Annotated in this window: 12 protein-coding genes; 5 read left to right on the top strand and 7 right to left on the bottom strand. The window is 38.0% G+C overall.

Annotated features, from left to right (window positions below; translation table 11 throughout):
* Nucleotides 1-158: 158 nt before the first annotated feature.
* Nucleotides 159-2,144, bottom strand: a complete 1,986-nt coding sequence (locus AC6H3C_RS18615; RefSeq protein WP_497517017.1) for an RDD family protein — start codon at nt 2,142-2,144, stop codon at nt 159-161.
* 124 nt (nt 2,145-2,268) lie between these two features.
* On the opposite strand from AC6H3C_RS18615, the gene AC6H3C_RS18610 reads away from it, so the two are divergent.
* Nucleotides 2,269-3,432, top strand: a complete 1,164-nt coding sequence (locus tag AC6H3C_RS18610; protein ID WP_497515873.1) for an IS4 family transposase — start codon at nt 2,269-2,271, stop codon at nt 3,430-3,432.
* A 214-nt stretch (nt 3,433-3,646) separates the two neighbouring features.
* On the opposite strand, the gene AC6H3C_RS18605 is transcribed toward AC6H3C_RS18610, so the two are convergent.
* The gene (locus tag AC6H3C_RS18605; protein ID WP_497517016.1) at nt 3,647-3,976 is read right to left on the bottom strand and encodes a hypothetical protein; all 330 of its coding nucleotides are present in this window, start codon (nt 3,974-3,976) and stop codon (nt 3,647-3,649) included.
* Between the two features lie 797 nt (nt 3,977-4,773).
* Here AC6H3C_RS18605 and istA point away from each other — a divergent pair.
* Nucleotides 4,774-6,102, top strand: coding sequence for an IS21 family transposase (gene istA, locus AC6H3C_RS18600; protein ID WP_497517015.1), 1,329 nt, complete (start codon nt 4,774-4,776; stop codon nt 6,100-6,102).
* 217 nt (nt 6,103-6,319) lie between these two features.
* On the opposite strand, the gene AC6H3C_RS18595 is transcribed toward istA, so the two are convergent.
* Nucleotides 6,320-7,786 carry an ISNCY family transposase gene (locus AC6H3C_RS18595; protein WP_497516513.1) on the bottom strand — a complete coding sequence of 489 codons (1,467 nt, stop codon included), beginning with the start codon at nt 7,784-7,786 and terminating at the stop codon, nt 6,320-6,322.
* 417 nt (nt 7,787-8,203) lie between these two features.
* Here AC6H3C_RS18595 and AC6H3C_RS18590 point away from each other — a divergent pair, with 417 nt between their 5' ends.
* From AC6H3C_RS18590 to AC6H3C_RS18580, 3 genes are read left to right on the top strand one after another with little or no spacing between them, the layout of a single operon-like run.
* Nucleotides 8,204-8,605 carry an ATP-binding protein gene (locus AC6H3C_RS18590; RefSeq protein ID WP_497517014.1) on the top strand — a complete coding sequence of 134 codons (402 nt, stop codon included), beginning with the start codon at nt 8,204-8,206 and terminating at the stop codon, nt 8,603-8,605.
* 57 nt (nt 8,606-8,662) lie between these two features.
* Nucleotides 8,663-9,085, top strand: coding sequence for an IS200/IS605 family transposase (gene tnpA / locus AC6H3C_RS18585; RefSeq protein ID WP_497516157.1), 423 nt, complete (start codon nt 8,663-8,665; stop codon nt 9,083-9,085).
* A gap of 51 nt (nt 9,086-9,136) precedes the next feature.
* The gene (locus AC6H3C_RS18580) at nt 9,137-9,571 is read left to right on the top strand and encodes an ATP-binding protein (RefSeq protein WP_497521278.1); all 435 of its coding nucleotides are present in this window, start codon (nt 9,137-9,139) and stop codon (nt 9,569-9,571) included.
* A 549-nt stretch (nt 9,572-10,120) separates the two neighbouring features.
* On the opposite strand, the gene AC6H3C_RS18575 is transcribed toward AC6H3C_RS18580, so the two are convergent.
* The 4 genes from AC6H3C_RS18575 to AC6H3C_RS18560 form a co-directional block, all read right to left on the bottom strand.
* The gene (locus AC6H3C_RS18575) at nt 10,121-11,467 is read right to left on the bottom strand and encodes an IS5 family transposase (protein WP_497517013.1); all 1,347 of its coding nucleotides are present in this window, start codon (nt 11,465-11,467) and stop codon (nt 10,121-10,123) included.
* A gap of 386 nt (nt 11,468-11,853) precedes the next feature.
* A complete protein-coding gene (locus AC6H3C_RS18570) occupies nt 11,854-14,379 on the bottom strand; it encodes a DEAD/DEAH box helicase (RefSeq protein WP_497517012.1) in 2,526 nt (841 codons plus the stop codon).
* Nucleotides 14,376-16,835, bottom strand: coding sequence for an HD domain-containing protein (locus tag AC6H3C_RS18565; RefSeq protein ID WP_497517011.1), 2,460 nt, complete (start codon nt 16,833-16,835; stop codon nt 14,376-14,378). The genes AC6H3C_RS18570 and AC6H3C_RS18565 overlap by 4 nt, the downstream gene beginning before the upstream one ends.
* Entirely contained in the window at nt 16,832-18,298 is a 1,467-nt protein-coding gene (locus AC6H3C_RS18560; RefSeq protein WP_497517010.1) for a site-specific DNA-methyltransferase, read from the bottom strand. Before AC6H3C_RS18560 ends, AC6H3C_RS18565 begins: the two co-directional genes overlap by 4 nt.
* Between the last annotated feature and the right edge of the window lie 27 nt (nt 18,299-18,325).

The following is an 18,325-nucleotide window of genomic DNA, read 5'->3' as shown; positions in this document are numbered from 1 at the left end:
TCATTTTACCCGAAATACCATAATTGACTTGACACTAGTGTCAAGTCAAGCTTTCAGTTTCGGGTAAAGAGTTTTTAATTACTGGCGGAGCCGTCTACTCGATTATGGGGGCGTTTTTTTTCTTCATTTTTTTTGTCTGATATTAATATTCAACATGGTTAGTCTTTTATCACATATGTTTTTGAAAAAATATCATGTAATCCCCTTTTCTCTTTTGACAGATAGGTTAATGCTTCAAAGGGTATTAATCTTGATGCATTTCTTAGAATTAATTGAAGAATCGTTGGTTTTAACCCTAGACTATTAATGACATTTGTCTTGGTTATAAATTTTCCGATAGTCTTTCCGAATAGTAATTCTTGAATGAAATAATATAAAAACAGTATTACTAAGTATAAGTAATAGCTTGAAATAGTGTTATAATAAAATAACGGAACGTAGATAAGGAAATAAAATAGAACCGCATCAATCAACCAATTATAAAATCTTGTTCTTCGATTTACTTTTAATAATTCAGGGTTTACGATTTTAGTTGTTACATTGGGATTGTTCTGTTCTATCTGGGAATCAATATTTTTTTCTTTAACTACTTTTTCTTTGTTAATATTTGCTTCTTCCTGTAGCAGCTCATTAAAATCCAAGAAATCAGTCTTTTCTTCGACTTTGGTAATTTCATCGTCAGAACGATTTTTTACTTTTTTGTGTATTTTTTTAGTTGCAAAATAAATAGCCCAGATAAAACTCAGTGTGAGAATTGCAAGAATGGCTTCTTTATAATCCTCAAAATCTATTTCTGTTATGAAATTCCCAGGCTTTTGTTTTTGCTCAATTTCTTGAATTAAAGATGAATTCAAGGATTTAAGTGAACGTATATCTTTACTTTCATTGTAAGTATTATATAAAAACAAAAAGATTGGCTTATTTTCAATCCTTGTAATTGTAGAGATTCCAGCAACTACATAATTATCTGAGTTTCCATTGTCAAAACTGAAATTATATTTTGATAATATGCCATAGCTTAAAGAATATTTGCTTTCGTAGCAGATTCCAAATGTTTCCATTTTAAAATCTTGCATTTTAATACGTTCATCAAGTTTTGATAAATTTTCAGAAGCTTTTATTTCAGCATCGTCAATTTTCAGCTTAAATTCATCAATGTACTCTTCTTTTTGTTTTTTTAGAAATTGTCTGTAATCCTTAGCACCAACATCAATGTTTTCTAATTCATTGAAGATTTCAACTAATATGTATTTTTCGCAAGTATGATTTTCATTAAATAAATAGTTTGCATAATCTTCTTCGCTTATGTAATAAGCAAGTAAGGTATTTGTTTCGGGACACAATTTGTCTGCCGTTTCAAGCAGACTCCCCATTGAATCATCAACTTTTATAAAACCGCTGGGGAACGGTAATTCAATGAAGGTATTACCAACTTTGATTTTATCTGTTTGAAAAGACATATTTGAAACAGTCGAATTATCTGTCTGGGGGAAAACTTCGTTCGATTCTTTTTTAAATAACAGTTTCTTTTTAAAAGTCTCGTAACCCAAATCTCTCCATTCTTGATAATTGCCAGAAAAACCATCATAAACTTTTCTTAAATGAACATCATTCTCCATATCACGGCAAAATGATTCAAAACCGTAATTCTTAATCTCAGGATTTCTTTCTTCTAAGTAATTATAAAGTAGGCTTAATCTTTCATTCGGTTCAGCAACAAAAAAATTAAAATAGAGAATTGCTCCCGCTGTTGTTCTTAATGTTTTTCCATTCATTATCTGGGAAAATTGATATAATGACATTGAAAAAGCATCCTTTTCTCTGAGGTTATAATAAAGTCTGTTTAGGTTTTTCTCATTTTCCATGTCTGTTTTAAACTGTTCTAAAGGAACAGTAAAACCGTCTTTTTTATAAAGATATTTATGTATTTTAACTATTGAATTTGTAAAATCATACGTTATTAACTGTTGGGCATTAGGCATTTCTTTTAAGTACTGCGCTACTTCTTTAATAGGAATATCAATTGTGTCCTTGCCAACCAAAAATGAACGTATTTCAATAGCATTAGGAAAATCATTTAAAAAAGCTGCCACTTTTTCTTGGGGAATTCCAAAATATTTATTCTTAACTTTAAATAATTTCACTAGTGTCTATTAATTTTTGTTAAAATGCCTCATATCTGTTTTATGCACAGCATGCTAGCTTTTCAAAACCTTGTCGCCCTTTTGAAATTTGTTCCTTTGTACTCAGGTACAAATTGGAACAAGTATGAACGTTGGCAAATATGTTTTCGCACAGATTGTGGAGTTTCTCCCGAAACGTTACTTCGAACGACTGGTAATAAAACACAAAGACAGGACAGTCAGAATGGCACCATCCTACTGGAGCCATATGCTGGTTATCATGTACGGCCAGCTCATAGGCTGCCATAGTCTTAGAGAACTCACAGATGTCACTATTGCTCATGCCAAAAGATCTTTTCACCTCGGGTTTGGAAAGGTTCCCATCAACAGAAGCGTTCTTTCCAAAGCAAACAGCCTTAGAGACCATGGGATCTTTGAGAAGTTTGCCTTTTACATTGTGTCTATTGCCCAGGCCAAACGTATCACCAAAGAGTTTGAACTCCACGGAAGGTTCTATGCCATTGATTCCACTACCATCGACCTGTGCATGTCGGTCTTTAGATGGGCAAAGTTTAGGAGCACAAAGTCTGGCATCAAGATTCATACCCAGATTGATATTGCCACTGAAATACCGGTCTTCTACAGAATCAGCCATGCAAATGTGCATGACACCAAGTCTATGGACTGGTTTACATACGAACGGCACGCTTGCTATGTGTTTGATAGAGGCTACTTTGATCTCTCCAGACTCTACGCAATTGAGCTGGCCGGAGCTTTCTTCATCATACGGGAGAAGTCCCGCCCTGATTATGAAATTACGGAAGGAGATGACATGCTTGAAGGAGATGACAATGTCCTGCGGGACCAAACGGTTAGGTTTACAGGAAAGCGAAACAGTGGAAACTATCCGGTTTCGCTCAGACGCATCGTATTCTATGCCCCTGACCTTGGAAGGGCCTTCACCTACTACACCAACAACTTCTACCTCAAAGCAAATGAAATTGCTCTTCTTTACCGTTACAGATGGCAGGTGGAGCTGTTTTTCAAATGGATCAAGCAGCATCTCCGTGTCAAATCCTTTTGGGGAGAATCCGAGAATGCGGTCCGCATACAGATACATGTCGCCATCATCACGTACTGTCTTGTCGCTATTATTGAACACGACCTCAAACTGGGCAGACCTGTTGTGGAGGTCATGCGTATCCTTGGTAATTCCCTGCTGGTCAAGGATCCCATTCAAGAACTCTTGGCTCCGAGGGAAAATAAGGCCTATGATGATAGCGATTGCCAACTGCATTTGGACTTCTAATTGAATTAACATTTTTTAATAGACACCAGTGAAATAATTTAGTAGTTGAGTTATATTGTTCTTGGAACGTTTCATCTGAGCTATCTAAAACAGCACCAATACCACTTTGAGAAGATAAAAATTGAAAAAGTAAAAAGATAATGGTGATTGATAAATTTCTCATGTGTACAGATTTTATTTGCCTTACCTTGTAATCTAAATTGTTACAACTAGATTAAATGTTTTCAATAGTAATATGGATAAGGAACAATGCTTCCTTGGGTGCCCCTTGTTGATTTGCACAGTCAGACAAATCAAGTCCGATTTTTAGTAAATCGGTATCATCAACCATTCTCCTGATTGATATATCTGTAATCTTGAATGGTTTATTTTCAGGTTCAAAGTTTATTATGTCACCTACGTTAAAACCATTCATTGTTTCTCCTGTTTTATGGTTTTTTACGAACTTGAGTAATTCTCTGTCTGTTGTTGAATAACATTCTCCTGTGTCAGATACTGTTGAAAAGATAAATTTTGCGTAATAATCAAGGTCTTTAATTTTCATAAGTTTTTATTTAGCTGCGTTTAATATGTTTTATCGATGTTAACTCGGTCATTCAAAATGCCCCATAACATTTGATGGTATGGTGTCGTGCGGGATTACGAGGCGATTTCCTATCAAGTTACACCTACTTTTTTTACGAGCCACAAACACCCGCAAACCACTGAAACCCGCATGCACTATACCATGTGTGTGCTCCCTGCATAAGCAGCGCGCACACTTGTTGTAAGCTCTGGAAAAAGTTTAAAAATACAAATAAACTTTACATAGTAGCGAAATAACAAGTGTGTATTTTTCCAAAGGGTGTAAGTCCAGTCCCTATACGCTGGGGTAACGCCCGGAAGTATTAGCAAGTGGCAAGGTGGTTTTCCGTGAGGAATGCACTGAAGGAAGTCAAACGGCAAAATCTACATATTCCGGAGCATACCCACCCACTTTTGAGTAGAAACATTTCAGTTCCAAATTGAAAGTTGATCCTTCAAAACCACGTTTTTCATGTCTGTTTTCGCTAAAAATAGGCTTAAAACAGGATGAGAAGACAAAAAACTGTAACAAAAACTCTTGAATTCCGGAGCATGCCCGTTCACGGGCACCTTTTTCCGGGGCATATCCGTTCACGTTATTTTCGGTGGGCGAGAAATACCCATTTTCCGGAGCATGTCCGTTCGCTTTTGGGTAGTAGTGTTTTTGTTCCCAGTTCTTTCCGGAGCATATCCGTTCATTCGAACGTTCATTCGCACCTTTGCAACAATATAATCACCCAACTGAGCAAAGGCAATATGGCAGGAAAATCAGCAAGTATGAGTAGAATAAAACAAGTTCTCCAGTTGAGCGGGAACGGAGTGTCGAACCGTCAAATAGCCAAGGATTTGGACATAAACAAAGAGACGGTCAATAATTATGTTCGGTTTTTTAACCTTGATTCATTGACGCTAAAACAAGCCTTGAGCATGGAAGATCCCGAACTTGAAGCACGCTTCAGGGCAGGCAATCCGGCATATACAGACTACCGGCACCAAACGTTTTTAGATGAGTTGCCACATTTTAAAGCCTCGTTGGGGCACAAACATGTAACCCGATTTCTTGTATGGCAGGAATATATCGCCAAGCATCCTGACGGCTATCGTAAGACTCAGTTTTTCCATCACTTAAAACAGCAATTAGCAGCCGCTAAACCTACAACGGTGTTGAGTGATACGTATGTACCGGGCGAAAAATTATTTGTCGATTTTGCAGGCGATACAATGGAATATATAAACACAGAAACAGGTGAAATAACCAAGGTGCAAGTATTTGTGGCCTGTTTGCCTTACACGGATTATGCCTTTGCGATGTGCATTCCCTCTCAACGGGTGGAGGATTTTCTACATGCCATTTCCAAGTGTTTGGAAGCCATTGGGGGCGTACCCAAGATTTTGGTAACCGACAACCTTAAATCGGCTGTAATAAAGGCAGACAGGTATGAACCAACGCTGAACAAAGCATTGGAAGACATGGGCAACCATTATCACTTTGTAACCATTCCCTGCCGCCCATATTCTCCTACACACAAGGCATTGGTAGAGAACCAGGTGAAGATCATTTACCGACGGGTATATGCCAAGCTGCGCAGCACCACGTTTTATTCATTGGAGGATTTGAATGAAGCGGTATCGCAAAAAATGCTTGAACACAATCAAACACGGATGCAACAACGCCCCTACAGCCGTGAAGAACAATTTTTTGCGGTTGAAAAGGACACGCTCTCCCCTTTGCCCGAACAGCCTTATGAAATGAAGTTTACCTGCAATTTGCAAGTCCGTAACGATGGGTTTGTTTGCCTGGCACGCGACAAACATTATTACTCCGTCCCCTTTATCCATATTGGCAAACGCAGCCATATAATTTACACCCGCACATTGGTCAAGATATTTGTAAACAATGAATTGGTGGCTACACATGAGCGTCGCTTAGGCTTTGGGCATACGCACATAAAAGAACATCTGGCATCCAATTCCAATGCCTTTTTGAGCCGTTCGCCCGAGTATTATCAGGAGAAAGCGGATAAGCACAGTGCTGTATTTAAGCAGCTTGTATCGAACATGTTTCTTGATTTGGAACAACGCCAGATTCCTCCCGAGTTTAAATAGTGTCTTTAAGAAAACTACCCGTTTTTTTCGAAAGGTGTACATAATTATATGTAATCGGCTTGTTTTTTCGGTTACTGCCACTAAATTTTTTAGCCTGTTAATTGGTTGCCGTAATTTTCGCCACCGAAAATTGGGTTTTCGGTGTAATTTTTTAGTTTCCAGGCATAATTCTCCCTTTCATGTTTAATTTTCATGTTTTTTCCTTGAACCGATTTTACTAAGCAGCTTTCCTAATCTGCTTGGTGGGCGCTTCAAGCGCTTCACGCTCCAACTTCAGGATTTGTTTCCCAATTTTCTTGAGGTTGTAGGCGCACACGCCCAACCCGATGTACTTTTTAAAATGCGCATAACTCCGGTCGGGACAACGGTCGAGCCCCCGGTGTTCCAATTCGTTGATGTTTGATTCGATCGCGCTGTGCTTGTTTTTCAGTTTTTTAAATGACCTGCTGCGTTCTTCCTTTTTCTCTTTTTTGTTGCGCTTCCCAAGTTTGGGGATGATAACCTGGTCAACTTCCAACTGAAGGGTTTCCTTGTTTTCTTTTAACCAGTAGCCTTTGTCGAAGCTCCACGATGCGACTTTATGTTCTGTTAAAATCCTGTCGGCCATTTCGATAACAATGTCCCGGTCTTGTTGTTGTTCCATTATTTGGTAATCCACGATCAGCCCCCACTGGTCGGTGGTGATGTTCAGTTTTTTGCCCAGTTCAACACTGGGGTTCATCTTCCCTTTTGTAATCCACTCGGTGTAGGTTTCAAATACCGAAAACATCTTTTCTTCATGCGGAATGGTTTCGCCTTTTAATATACGCCTGTCGACCAGGTCAATATGCTTTTCAAGAAGTTCCATGTAGTGCTCCAACGTAATGATCAATACCAGATCGCCCATGTCCGTTAGCGGGAAACCGGACTTTTCTTCGTTTAGTTTTTTGAGCAATAACCTTGATTTATTGAGGTATTCTTCGGCCGCGGCAACTACTTTTTCTTTCTTGTTTTTGCCTCCTGAACGGTTGGCATGGCCCAAATTGCGCATCAACTTTTTCAACTCTGTACGCCAATTGCCGATCTTGCGCCAACCTCCAATATCCTTATGTTTGTTCATTATCCTTGAAACGGTGCCGATGCATTTTCGGGCACAGTCCCACAACAGGTTGTAGTCTGTGGGGAAATGAACATTGCTTTCAACAACAAAACTATCTGATTTTAAGCGCAATGCTGTATGTTCTTTTTTTTTAAACACCTCTCCATGCCCAAAATCCAGGATTACCTTGTTTAATTCCCAAACCATTTCATCGCTAAGCAGGGCGACATTGTCATAAATATTCTGGTATTCAAACTCGATACGTTCAAAACCAAAGCCCTTTTCTACGCCCATCAAACACCGCATATTGTGGTGGTTGTTTGCCTGATCGTGCAACACATCATAACTTAAATTCAAACACAAGCGAACCTGGGCCAAAACAAAAATACTCCATAGGTCCATTCCTGTCCTTCCCGTATTTTTCTTCCCGGAATTGATATGATCTTCCAAAATACTGAATATCTCTTCGTTGTATTTCTTGTTGCAATAGATCGCCTTCAACGCTGCTAAAAGTTGATCTAAAGCATTCTTGCTTTTGGGATTAATATAAGTAGCTTCGATTGGCAATTGCCCTAACCCCAATTGTTGTTCGAATCTTTTTCTCATGGTTCAATCTTTTTTTGTCAAGTGGTCAAAATATCCTATCCTCATGTAATAATACCCTGAATATCTGCACTATAATCAACTTATCAAAACAATTAACCCAAAAGATTCAAAAAAGATATCAATACTATATTGTTGATCTATAAATTATTGCAGGTTTTCTTAGAGACACTAAATACAAGACCTGTGATTATATGCTCTCGATAGGGAGGAAAACGCCAATTGCCGATTTTGAACAAGCCTGCCGGATTGCCATCCAAAACAGGTCATACTCGGGCAAGTTTTTACAAAACGTAATCAACAATCTTAATGTGGCGAAATCGCAGATCCAGAGTGAGAAATGCATGAATCCACAACCAACGAACCATGAAAACATGCGGGGAAACTCGTATTATAAATAACCAATTGAAAAAACATTGTATGCAAGAAATTGAAAAATCGCTTCACAAACTGAAGCTTCCCGGTATGGCCGATTGCTGGACCTCCCTGTGTGAAACACGCAGGGCCGACAAACTCTCACTTCGTGATGGGCTGCAGCTAATGTTGCAAACCGAACAGGACACCCGAAAAACAAACCGTATAGCCCGGTTGCTCAAAGAAGCCGCGTTCCCGTATCCGGCTTCGCTGGAGGAACTTGATTATGGCACAGCCAGAGGTGTTGACGCAACCACTGTGGCACTGTTGGGTACGTGTGGATTTGTCCGCAATGGACAAACAATAGTGATTAACGGACCTACCGGAACAGGCAAAACCTATTTAGTTCAAGTTAAAAACCCACGTTCTCTGAACGTGGTCAGAGACGTTCCACGGGTTTGCCTGTAAAACGACTCATATTTACCTTTAGAAGGTTGTCCCCACAACCAAAGAAAGGAAAAAACAATGAGTCGTTTTAAGAAGTTGTCGCATGCGATCTGGCATTGCATGTACCATATCGTATGGACCCCTAAATATAGGTATAGAATATTGAAGGGAGAAATCAAAATTGAAGTGGAACACTGCATCAAGGCTTTCTCGGAGCAGAAAGGCTGTATTATTGAGGAGTTGAACGTACAGGAAGATCACGTACATCTGGTTTTGATGGTTCCGCCGAAAGTCTCTATTTCTGACATGGTTGGGATTTTTAAAGGACGAACAGCAATTCGGCTGTTCAACAAATATAAGAGCTTGAAGAGCCGCCCCTATTGGGGCAATCATTTCTGGTCAAAAGGCTACTGTGTGGATACAGTAGGACTGGATGCGGAGATGATCAAGAGGTACGTCAAGTATCAGGAAAAGAAAGATAAACGAGAAGAAGAAAAGTAGTCATTAACCTGTGGGGACAACAACTTTTACCTTCTTTGAGGGTAAAAGCAAATTACCCCTTCCAGGGGTTATCCCAAAGCCACATCCTTTGGGTGTGGATTTTTACCTGTTGCCTTGGGCGATAGGGCATGTCGATTGGGATTTAATGTCGCATTCATTACTATGCAAAAGTTATTAGACAGAATCAAGCTCGAACGATTGCAAGGTCAAGAAATGCGATTCATGGAAAAGCTCTCACGGGTGGACATGTTAATCATAGATGACTTTGGCATGAAAGCATTAGAAGGACAACAACAAAACGATTTTCAACAAATTGTTGATGACAGATATCGAAAAAAAGCATTGATAATATCCAGCCAGCTACCGGTAAACGACTGGTATGCAGTTATAGGAAATGAATTGATTGCAGAATCTTGTTTGGACAGAATTGTCCATAAGTCGATACGTTTTCAATTAAAAGGAGAAAGTCTTAGAAAGAAGTATTAATTTTATATCTGCCTAATCGTTTTTGAACAAAAAGTGAACGGATATCACCGGAAAACGTGAACGGGTATCACCGGAATATGTAGCAAAATCCGGTACTGACGAACAGAAACGTGATATGAGGCATAGTTATTTGGGTAAGCAAGCACATCATTGTAACGCCCCAAGAATACCAAAAGGGTCACTATGTAGATCACGCAGGCATTGGAGGAAGGGAAAAGCTTTTACCAGGGGAGATCTCACCGTCCACGTGTTGGCTGTGGTGAGAAGTCATCCGGCAGCTGCCGGACATAGTAGCTATCGGTAACGAGCCACGAATAGAAACCGTGGAGGTCTCACCAGATAGTGAAGGACTGAACGTTGGGTTGTCTCGAATTCGATAAGGAGGTCCAAACTTCGAGTTTGCCAGCCTTGTCCTAAACAAAGACAGAGGTACTATTGGTGTAAAGAGCGATAGTGTTGATACCTGATGAACCGCCGTGTACGAGACCCGTACGCACGGTGGTGTGAGAGGCGCACTCCGTCAGCTAATTAGTCAAACGTGAAAAACCCTCATTTTTTTTCAAAAAGCGTAAAAATCAGGTTTCTGTTGAAGAGAAAAACTAAGTTTTCAAATAGCTCAAAAATATTTTTTGCTTCGGATTTTAACCTCCGGAGCATTTTTCTCAGGTTGAAACCCACTGCCGCCAGGATTGAGTTCATATTGTCCCCAATCTGGTCGAGCAGGTAATTCCGAAGCATCCGGTGGTCGTGTTTCACGTGGCCAATGACGGGTTCTATCCCGGCCCTGGCCCTGAAGCGTTGCCTTGTTTTTTGTCGTTGGTATTTGTTGTGGCTTTCAAGTGGTTTCCCCGGGCAAATAATTTGTGTGCCATTTACTTGTTTGCGGCCCCGGTATCCCCTGTCAACAATTCCTGTTTCGGGCTTGTGGCCGGTGATCCTTTCCACTTGCGTCAGTTGGGGAGAGAGGGTATCTCCATCGAAGGGGTTTCCGCAAAAGCTTATGATCCCGATAATGATTCCCGATTGACGGGTCTTTACGATTGATACTTTGTTCCCAAATTCGTATTTCTTGTGTTCTTTGCCTTTGGCAATGCAACTGACCTGTGGTTGATGAATGCTGTAAACCTTGTTCTTCGAACCCCGGGTTTGGGTCAGTACCCGTTTAAAAATACAGAACTGGTTTTGGTATTTCATTTTTTGGGCTTCTCCCATCTTGCGTTCCAGGTCACGAAAAATCTTTCCCGCAATCACTTTTATCCTTCGCCTGGCGGCCAACGCCTTCTTCTTTCTCCGGGGATGGTCATGGAAGCGCTGGTCGATCAGCAGTTGCTTTAATTCGCGTTGGTAGGTCTGTCTGAGCCGGATGCCTTCTTTCTTTGAGATTTTCCGGCACTTTTCGATGATTTTCTTCTGAAGTTTTACATCGGTGGGGAAGGTGATGTTTTTCTCCTGTACCGTGGTATCGATTAAAACTTCTTTTTCCCGGATTTCTTTGCTCCCAAACAAATCCACTGTTGCCTTCAAAATCTGTTCGGCTCCATTTTCCCCGATACGCCTGCGAAACTTGATCAACTCGGTCCGGTCGAAGGGAAAATCGTGGCGGAAATACACTTCGCCACAGAAATATTGCCAGTACGGGTTTTCAACCCAACGGTCAAGCACGCTTTCATCGCTCTGGTTATACATCCTGCGCAACATGACAATCCCAACGATCAACCGGATCGGGACAGATGGACGCCCGTTGTCGGCACAATAATAAACACTCAAACCATCCTCCAGACTTTTCCAGTCTATTTTCCCGGAAAGTTGAACCAGTTCATGGCTTTCATCAATAAATTGTTTCAACGGGACCCGGAACATACTTAATTGCGGATTTTTTTCTTTTTGACCTATCATTTCTACCAGCTTTTTCTCAAATTTGGCAAAAATCCGGTAGATTTTACTCCCCCAAAATCAAATTTAATCAACAATATTGTATTGATTATCAACAATGTGGAAGCATTATTTTGATTTTTCACGTTTGACTAATTACTGGCGGAGCCGTCTACTCGATTGGCAACTGGTGTTCATTCATATCCATCTGTTTATCATTTATTTAGCTTAGTTTTTCAAGTCGTTATCAATCTGCACCAACCTATCTACGAAGCTCAAATTTATTTTGTTTTTTTGAGGGTGGGCAATCCTAAAACCGTCCTGAAAGGCGGTTACTCGGGCAGGAGAGGCGGAAGCTCTTTTGCAAGCCTTTGGTTTGAGCGTTGGCTCGTGTGGGCTTGCAAATGTGCTTACGACTGTGGGCTGGCAATTAACTGATTTATCTTATTTTGCCATTCATCTTCGAATACAACCTGAAATTCAAAATTATGGTCAGGAAATTCGTCGAACAGTTCCTTCCAAGCTTTCTTTGCTCCTAATTCATTACAAAGAGCGAAAACGTCTTGTTTATATTTAGTGTCCTCATTTTTTAGATGGATTCCTTTTGTTTCCAAAACATATACCGTTCCGTAATCGTCAACTTTCTCTTGTTTGTCTGCTACAAGAAAGTCAGGGTAAATTTTATTACGTTTCCAACCTTGTATGTGATAGTCTTGTCTGCTCATATTGCGATACCACCACAATAATTTTTCTTGCTCGTCAAGATAAATGGCTACCGATTTTTCAAGGTCGTTAATGTTTTCTTCGGGAACATAGTCGAACAATGATTTTTGAATAGGTGTATTGTCGTTACGAACCAACTGTTTGTTGCTTTTAACTTTTATTCTTGATGGTAATACAAAACCGCCTTTATCTGAAATTAAGAAGAAGCAAAGCTTTTTAACAGCAACCATTTTTCGGAAAACCTGCTCTGATAAGCGATTCCGCTCTTTCTCTAATATTTTTTTCAATTCTTCAATGATAAAAACAAAATTGGCTGCAACTGTTTCACACTCGTATTTTTCCAAAAGAAGTTTTATGGCTTTTTCTCCGATTTGGAAACAATACCAAGGATTAGGAATTATTTCGGTAATCTGTCTTGTTAGAAATACTTCGTCAATTTCTAAAGTGCCTGATTTTTCTTCTCTGCCTGTTTCTTTCAGCAACTCTTTTTCCTCATCACTTAAACCTAGAGCAATTTCTTGTTCTTTGTTTCTCTTATTTTGGAGCGAAAGGTTTTTGATTTCATCAATATTTATACTTTCCCAATCTATTTCGCTGAGAATATCAATTTCAAAATTCATATCTCGCCAACTTTCTTTTTCCTGAATGACGAATTTTGGCAAGTATATTTTCCCTTCAAACTTTTTAAAGCCCGAACGATATTGCATTACACGGTCTTTTAAACCACCTGTGTCTGTTCCTGCATCATCACTTACAATTCTGCCTGCAATGTCGCCCAATCCTTCATCTTCCAAACCTGATTTAATGTCTCTTACCAAGGTGCTGGCATTTTGTCGGAACGTGTAAACATAGCACTCGTCCAAATCTTTGATTTTGGTTTTACGTGCAAATGGTTGTCTTAAAATTCGTCCTACCAACTGCGTGATTCCTGTTGCAGATGATGGATTGGTAAGCACAGTTAGCACATAGGCAAAAGAACAATCCCAACCCTCTTGTAATGCTTGTTTTGTAATGATGTAGCGAATTTCGCAATCATTGGCAAATAAGTCTATTCCCTCTATGTCGTCCTTTTCACTTGACTTTATTGCAATATGACTTTCGGGAACATTACATTTTTTAATTAAATATTCTTTGGCATCTTCTGCGTGAATAAACTTTTTATCTCTTTGGTCTTTTCCTGTTCTTTCAACTTGTATCAAGCAAATCGGGCGGATATATTCACCTGTGTTTCCTTCATATTCTTTGGCTTTTTTCTCTAAATCGTTCCGCTTTTCAAAACTTGCCAATAAAGTGTCTTGCCAATCTAAACTTGTTTTGTTGGTTAGGTGAATATCCAACTTTATCATTTCTTCCTCGTGCAATTCACGACCTGTAATTTTTACCAACTCATTACTGTTTGGTGGAGGAGTTGCCGAAAGTTCAAGAATAAAAGAAGGATTGAAATTTCTAACTGTATTTCTTGCCAATTCACCATAAGCACGATGTCCCTCATCTATTACTACAAGTGGACGTAATACTTTTAAAGTATTGCCAAGCGAAGTCTTTATTTGTGTTCCAAATACTTCCATTTCAGTTGTGAAGCAATCTAAATTTGGAATGAGTTCTTTTAGTTTTTTATGTCCTTCAAAATCATCTTCACGAGGGAAAAAGTCGGTAAATCCACCTTGGTCTCTGAAAACCTTTAATGTTTCCTTGTTTTGACGATTGGCAGACGGAAGCATTAGCATCAACACAACCAAATTTTCTTCAATGTCAAGACGATTAAATATTTCTGTTTTTTCCTTGATAAGCGTTCTGCCACCGCTTGAAATATCCAAAACTTGACGGTATGGATGCTCACGGTTTTTTAATGCAGAAATGGTTTGTCTGTATATTTGTGTAGATGGAACAATCCATAAAATCAAACCTGTTTGCTTGTTAAGATATGCTTTTTGGATATTGTCAATTGCATGGCAAGCCACCAAAGTTTTTCCACCACCTGTAGGAACTTTCAAATAAATGTCGGGCAATGGCTCATTTAAACCGTTGGTTTTGGAATGATAGATTGAACGCCCTGTTGCCTTTTCCCAAGCCTCTTTCGGGAAATTGATATGCTTTGCCAAATGCGGTTTTAGTTCGGCAATTTCCTCAAATTCTTTTTTAGCATCAGCCAAAGCACTCAAATATTCTTTGAGTTCCTTTAAAACCTTTTCTTGATAGTGCTTTAGTCTCATATTTTTTCAACTTTATTCAGACTTCTCAAAAACTGCTCGTTTTTATTCCCTTCTGAAATTATTCTTTTCCATTCTATCCAATATTCCATCGAAACATTTTCAGCAATTGAATTACAAATTTGATAAGCGATTTCTTCTTCAAAATTTATCCATTTATCGCTCATTATTATTTCCGTTCTAGGAGAATTCAAGTCAAGGTCTCTTTTTCCACAAATATCAACTACAATAACTAATGGAAAAGGCCACGTAATTTTTACTTGATTAGGTTTCATTCTCCATGATTCAGGAAATAAAGTTGTTGGAATTTCAATTCCATGTAGAGATATGCGAGACTTTGAACGTGCATATTCACTATAAGATGTATTCTCGTTTATTTCTCCATCATCATCAATTGTTATTGATTTTGAATTTTCCTTAATTGAGTTTTCAGATAATGTCAAGTTCCTTTCTAATGTATATGTATTACCTTCAATCTCAATTTCGCGAGAATTAAGGTCAATTTTTTCAACTGGTTTCCCATGACTTTCTAAAATGGCAACTACCGCTGTACCAATAAAACCAAGTTCTTTTTTATTAAACGAAATTTCAAAGGTTTGAATATTCTCTTTTTCCCTCCACGAATAGTCCTTCAATGATTCGGCTGTTATCTCACTAAAACTATTTTCATCTCTAGTCTTTTTTGTTTTAGTTGTTTCAATATTTATTTTGAATGGGGGGTTAGGTATTACTCTTTCAACTGAACTTATAAATTCGGATTCACTCATTCTGTCCCAAGGATTTACGCCTTTTCTTAAAACTAGTTTTGTAGTTGTGCCAGAAACCTCTCTTTGACCCTGTTTAATCCAAAATATACTTTCTTGACCTTCAACAGTAATATTCATGGCTTCACCAAACTTTTCGGGTCCAGTTTTTCTTTTTGTATCAACAATAAGGATATCTGCCACCATAAAGCAAGATAGAATACCTATACCGAATCTAGAAGTTGGAGTAAAATCAGCCTTAGTTTCAGATTGCAATGAATAAAATTCAGTAGATTTATAGAACGATGAGCCAACTCTTGAATAATAATTATCAATTATATCCTGGTCCATTCCTGTGCCATTGTCGTTAACTTCCAATATGTCTTCACCATTTTCTGAATAGTATTTTACAGTTATTTCAGGTTCATATTTGGAATAGCCCCATTTGACTTCTTGTGCATTTCTTAATAAACAGGCATCTATGGAATTTTGTAATAATTCACGCAAAGCAACCTCTGGATTTCCATATAATCTTGTTCCCATTAAGAGCTCAATCACTTGCCTTTTGCTAAGATTAAACTTTGTGTCTCTATAAGTATATATAGGTTTGTTGTGAAGAACATCTTTTTTGGTTTCTATTTTATCTCTCGTTACCTGAAAAGGAATTTTAACTTTTATTGGTCTTGATTTACCTTGGTTAAATTCATTCAAAATAATAATGATATTATTACTTATGCTTAGTTCGTGGTCTATTAGGTCACAAAACTCATGTATTGAAGCTTCAATAGCTGGATGTGTACATTTAGCACTGAATTGAATAATATTTGGGTTAATTTCCCAATTTTCAATTGCTCTATGTTTTTCCCATTCTTTTAAAGAAACAGGATTTCTTACATATAAATGTGAATACAAAACTAAAGGAGTTCTCTTGGCATCAAAATCAAGAATATCAGCCAATCGCAAAATTACACCTATGAGCGGAAGACAAGCGTAAGAATTATTACCACATGGATAATTCTTGTCAAAATCTAAAAGTTTTAATGCATCTTCATTATGACTGTGGCAAATGTTTGCAAGTTCAATAGTTAGGTCTGTATCACGATACTTTATTTGTCCATTCCAATGCCTATCAATTATTTCTCTTGCACGTTCAGCGTGGGTTTGTCGGATAAAATCTGTAAGCAAATATGACTTTATAATAGATGCTTTTGTGTCATTTCCCTCTTTGATTAGTTTTTCAATTATTTCCTGTTGTTCTGGTCTTGCATCATAAAATCTTTTGAATCGGTCAAATAATTTTTGTTCTTCTTCATTTTCAATTTCAGGTAAAGTATTCCAAACTTTTTTCCATGTTTTAATTTCTTTTTCGTCTGGAGCCATTCCAATATCATGAAAAAAAGCACTCAAGATTAAAAGCATTCTTTCTGGAATGGAAAGATTTTGAATTATCTCTTTAGTAAGTAATCGTTCCATTAAATAAAGCACCCTGAATAAATGGATATCATCATGAAGTGTGTATTCATCCATGTGCCTTATTATTGTCTTTGTTCTTTGAATAGAAAAAGATACTACCTTTTCAATCAAAACAGTTACTTCTTTATCTGTAGTATTACAATCTTTTTCTAGTGAAGAGTAGATATAGCTTTTTTGTAAACGAGGCAAAAATTCGCTTTTCCAGTCATCTAAAGTATCTGTATGTTTTATTGCCTCACTCATTTTTGTATTCTATAAATTTCGTATGGCAATTGGCAAAAATCAATTCGGTAATCTAATAAAGTATGGTCATCCACATATTTTGCGGGTGCAAAAACCAAACGTTGTTTGTTTTTGAATTTTGGTAGTCCTTTGCAAAGTTCTAATGTCAAGGCGTTTCTCTTTAACCAATCCAAATCGGCTTTGTAAAAAAGATATACTTCATAATTCTTGCTTTCGCCAATAAAACCTGTTTTTTCATTGATAGACCTTTCGTTAAATTCTTCGCCTGTGGCGGTATAGAAAAGGTATCGGGCAAATTCTGTGTATGATGGCAGATTTTTACCTCTCAATAAACTTTCCATCTCAATAGTATCACCCAATTCAAAGTAACTGAACGTACCGCCTGTACCATTTTTGAGCAATTCACTTTTGGCTGTTTTTACGCCTTTGATAACTCGTCTTGTTCTTTCTGCTGTCAATTCATTGGCATAACTTTCCATTTCAACCAAGATGAAATTTCTTTCAATTCCGCTTTCCTCATTGAGTTCTAAAACTGCTTGTGCTGTCGTTCCTGAACCTGCAAAACTATCAAGAACAATATCGCCTTCGCTTGTGGCTAATGCTATGCACTGTTTTACCAAAGATTTTGGTTTTGGAAAATCAAATTGACTTTCTAACCCTAATTCTCTTAACTCAATTGTTCCCGTTTCATTTAAAAATGAATTGTCGTCCCAAATAGATTTAGGCTTGAATGTAGTTTTGCGGTATTTTTCATAGATTCCAAAAGAACCGTCATTCTTCTTCTTGGCAACCAAATTACTCGTGGTGGGTTTTGAGGATACGTTTTTTGTTACCTTATCTTTGCCCCATCTCCAACAACTTTCTTTCATTTGTGAATTGAATGGTTCGACCATTTCTGAAAACTCATTACTTTGAGTAAGCGAAACCAAACAAAATCCGTCTTTACTTTCCGATTTTGGATTTATATAAATGGGATAAAAAAGGTTTGGACGATTATGTTTTCCGAATTTTGGATTACGATTTCTAAGTTCACGTATGTTGAAAGCTCCTATTTCATCATTAAGATTTAAGTCATTTGATTCGCTGTCTTTTTCAAGTTCAAATAATTCCGTTTCGGGATTTTTGGTGTAAACAATCAAATATTCGTGGGTCTTGGCAATTTGATTATAAGTTTGCCCCCTGCTATTAGCCCTTACAATTACCTGACTGTAAAAATTGTATTCTCCAAAAATTTCATTTAACAATACACGTAAATTAGCAAGTTCATTGTCATCACATGAAATGAAAATTACACCATCTTCGCTTAAAAGTTCACGTAATAATTTCAATCGTGGCATCATCATACAAAGCCATTTATCATGCCTTGTTAAATCTTCAATATCTACCGCTTTCCCTAACCATTCTTGAATCATTGGGCTATTTACGTTGTCGTTATAAACCCAATTTTCGTTACCTGTATTCACTGGTGTCTATTAAAAAATGTTAATTCA

This window comes from Gaoshiqia sp. US2, assembly GCF_059705485.1.
Note: the sequence above shows the minus strand (reverse complement) of the source record. Positions and strands in the feature narration are given on the sequence as shown.

Bases quoted from the DNA above. Each gene is read 5' to 3' on its own strand.
- AC6H3C_RS18610 (WP_497515873.1), top strand. From the start codon at position 2,269: ATGAACGTTGGCAAATATGTTTTCGCACAGATTGTGGAGTTTCTCCCG.
- AC6H3C_RS18605 (WP_497517016.1), bottom strand. From the start codon at position 3,976: ATGAAAATTAAAGACCTTGATTATTACGCAAAATTTATCTTTTCAACA.
- istA (WP_497517015.1), top strand. From the start codon at position 4,774: ATGAGTAGAATAAAACAAGTTCTCCAGTTGAGCGGGAACGGAGTGTCG.
- AC6H3C_RS18595 (WP_497516513.1), bottom strand. From the start codon at position 7,786: ATGAGAAAAAGATTCGAACAACAATTGGGGTTAGGGCAATTGCCAATC.
- AC6H3C_RS18590 (WP_497517014.1), top strand. From the start codon at position 8,204: ATGCAAGAAATTGAAAAATCGCTTCACAAACTGAAGCTTCCCGGTATG.
- tnpA (WP_497516157.1), top strand. From the start codon at position 8,663: ATGAGTCGTTTTAAGAAGTTGTCGCATGCGATCTGGCATTGCATGTAC.
- AC6H3C_RS18575 (WP_497517013.1), bottom strand. From the start codon at position 11,467: ATGATAGGTCAAAAAGAAAAAAATCCGCAATTAAGTATGTTCCGGGTC.
- AC6H3C_RS18570 (WP_497517012.1), bottom strand. From the start codon at position 14,379: ATGAGACTAAAGCACTATCAAGAAAAGGTTTTAAAGGAACTCAAAGAA.
- AC6H3C_RS18565 (WP_497517011.1), bottom strand. From the start codon at position 16,835: ATGAGTGAGGCAATAAAACATACAGATACTTTAGATGACTGGAAAAGC.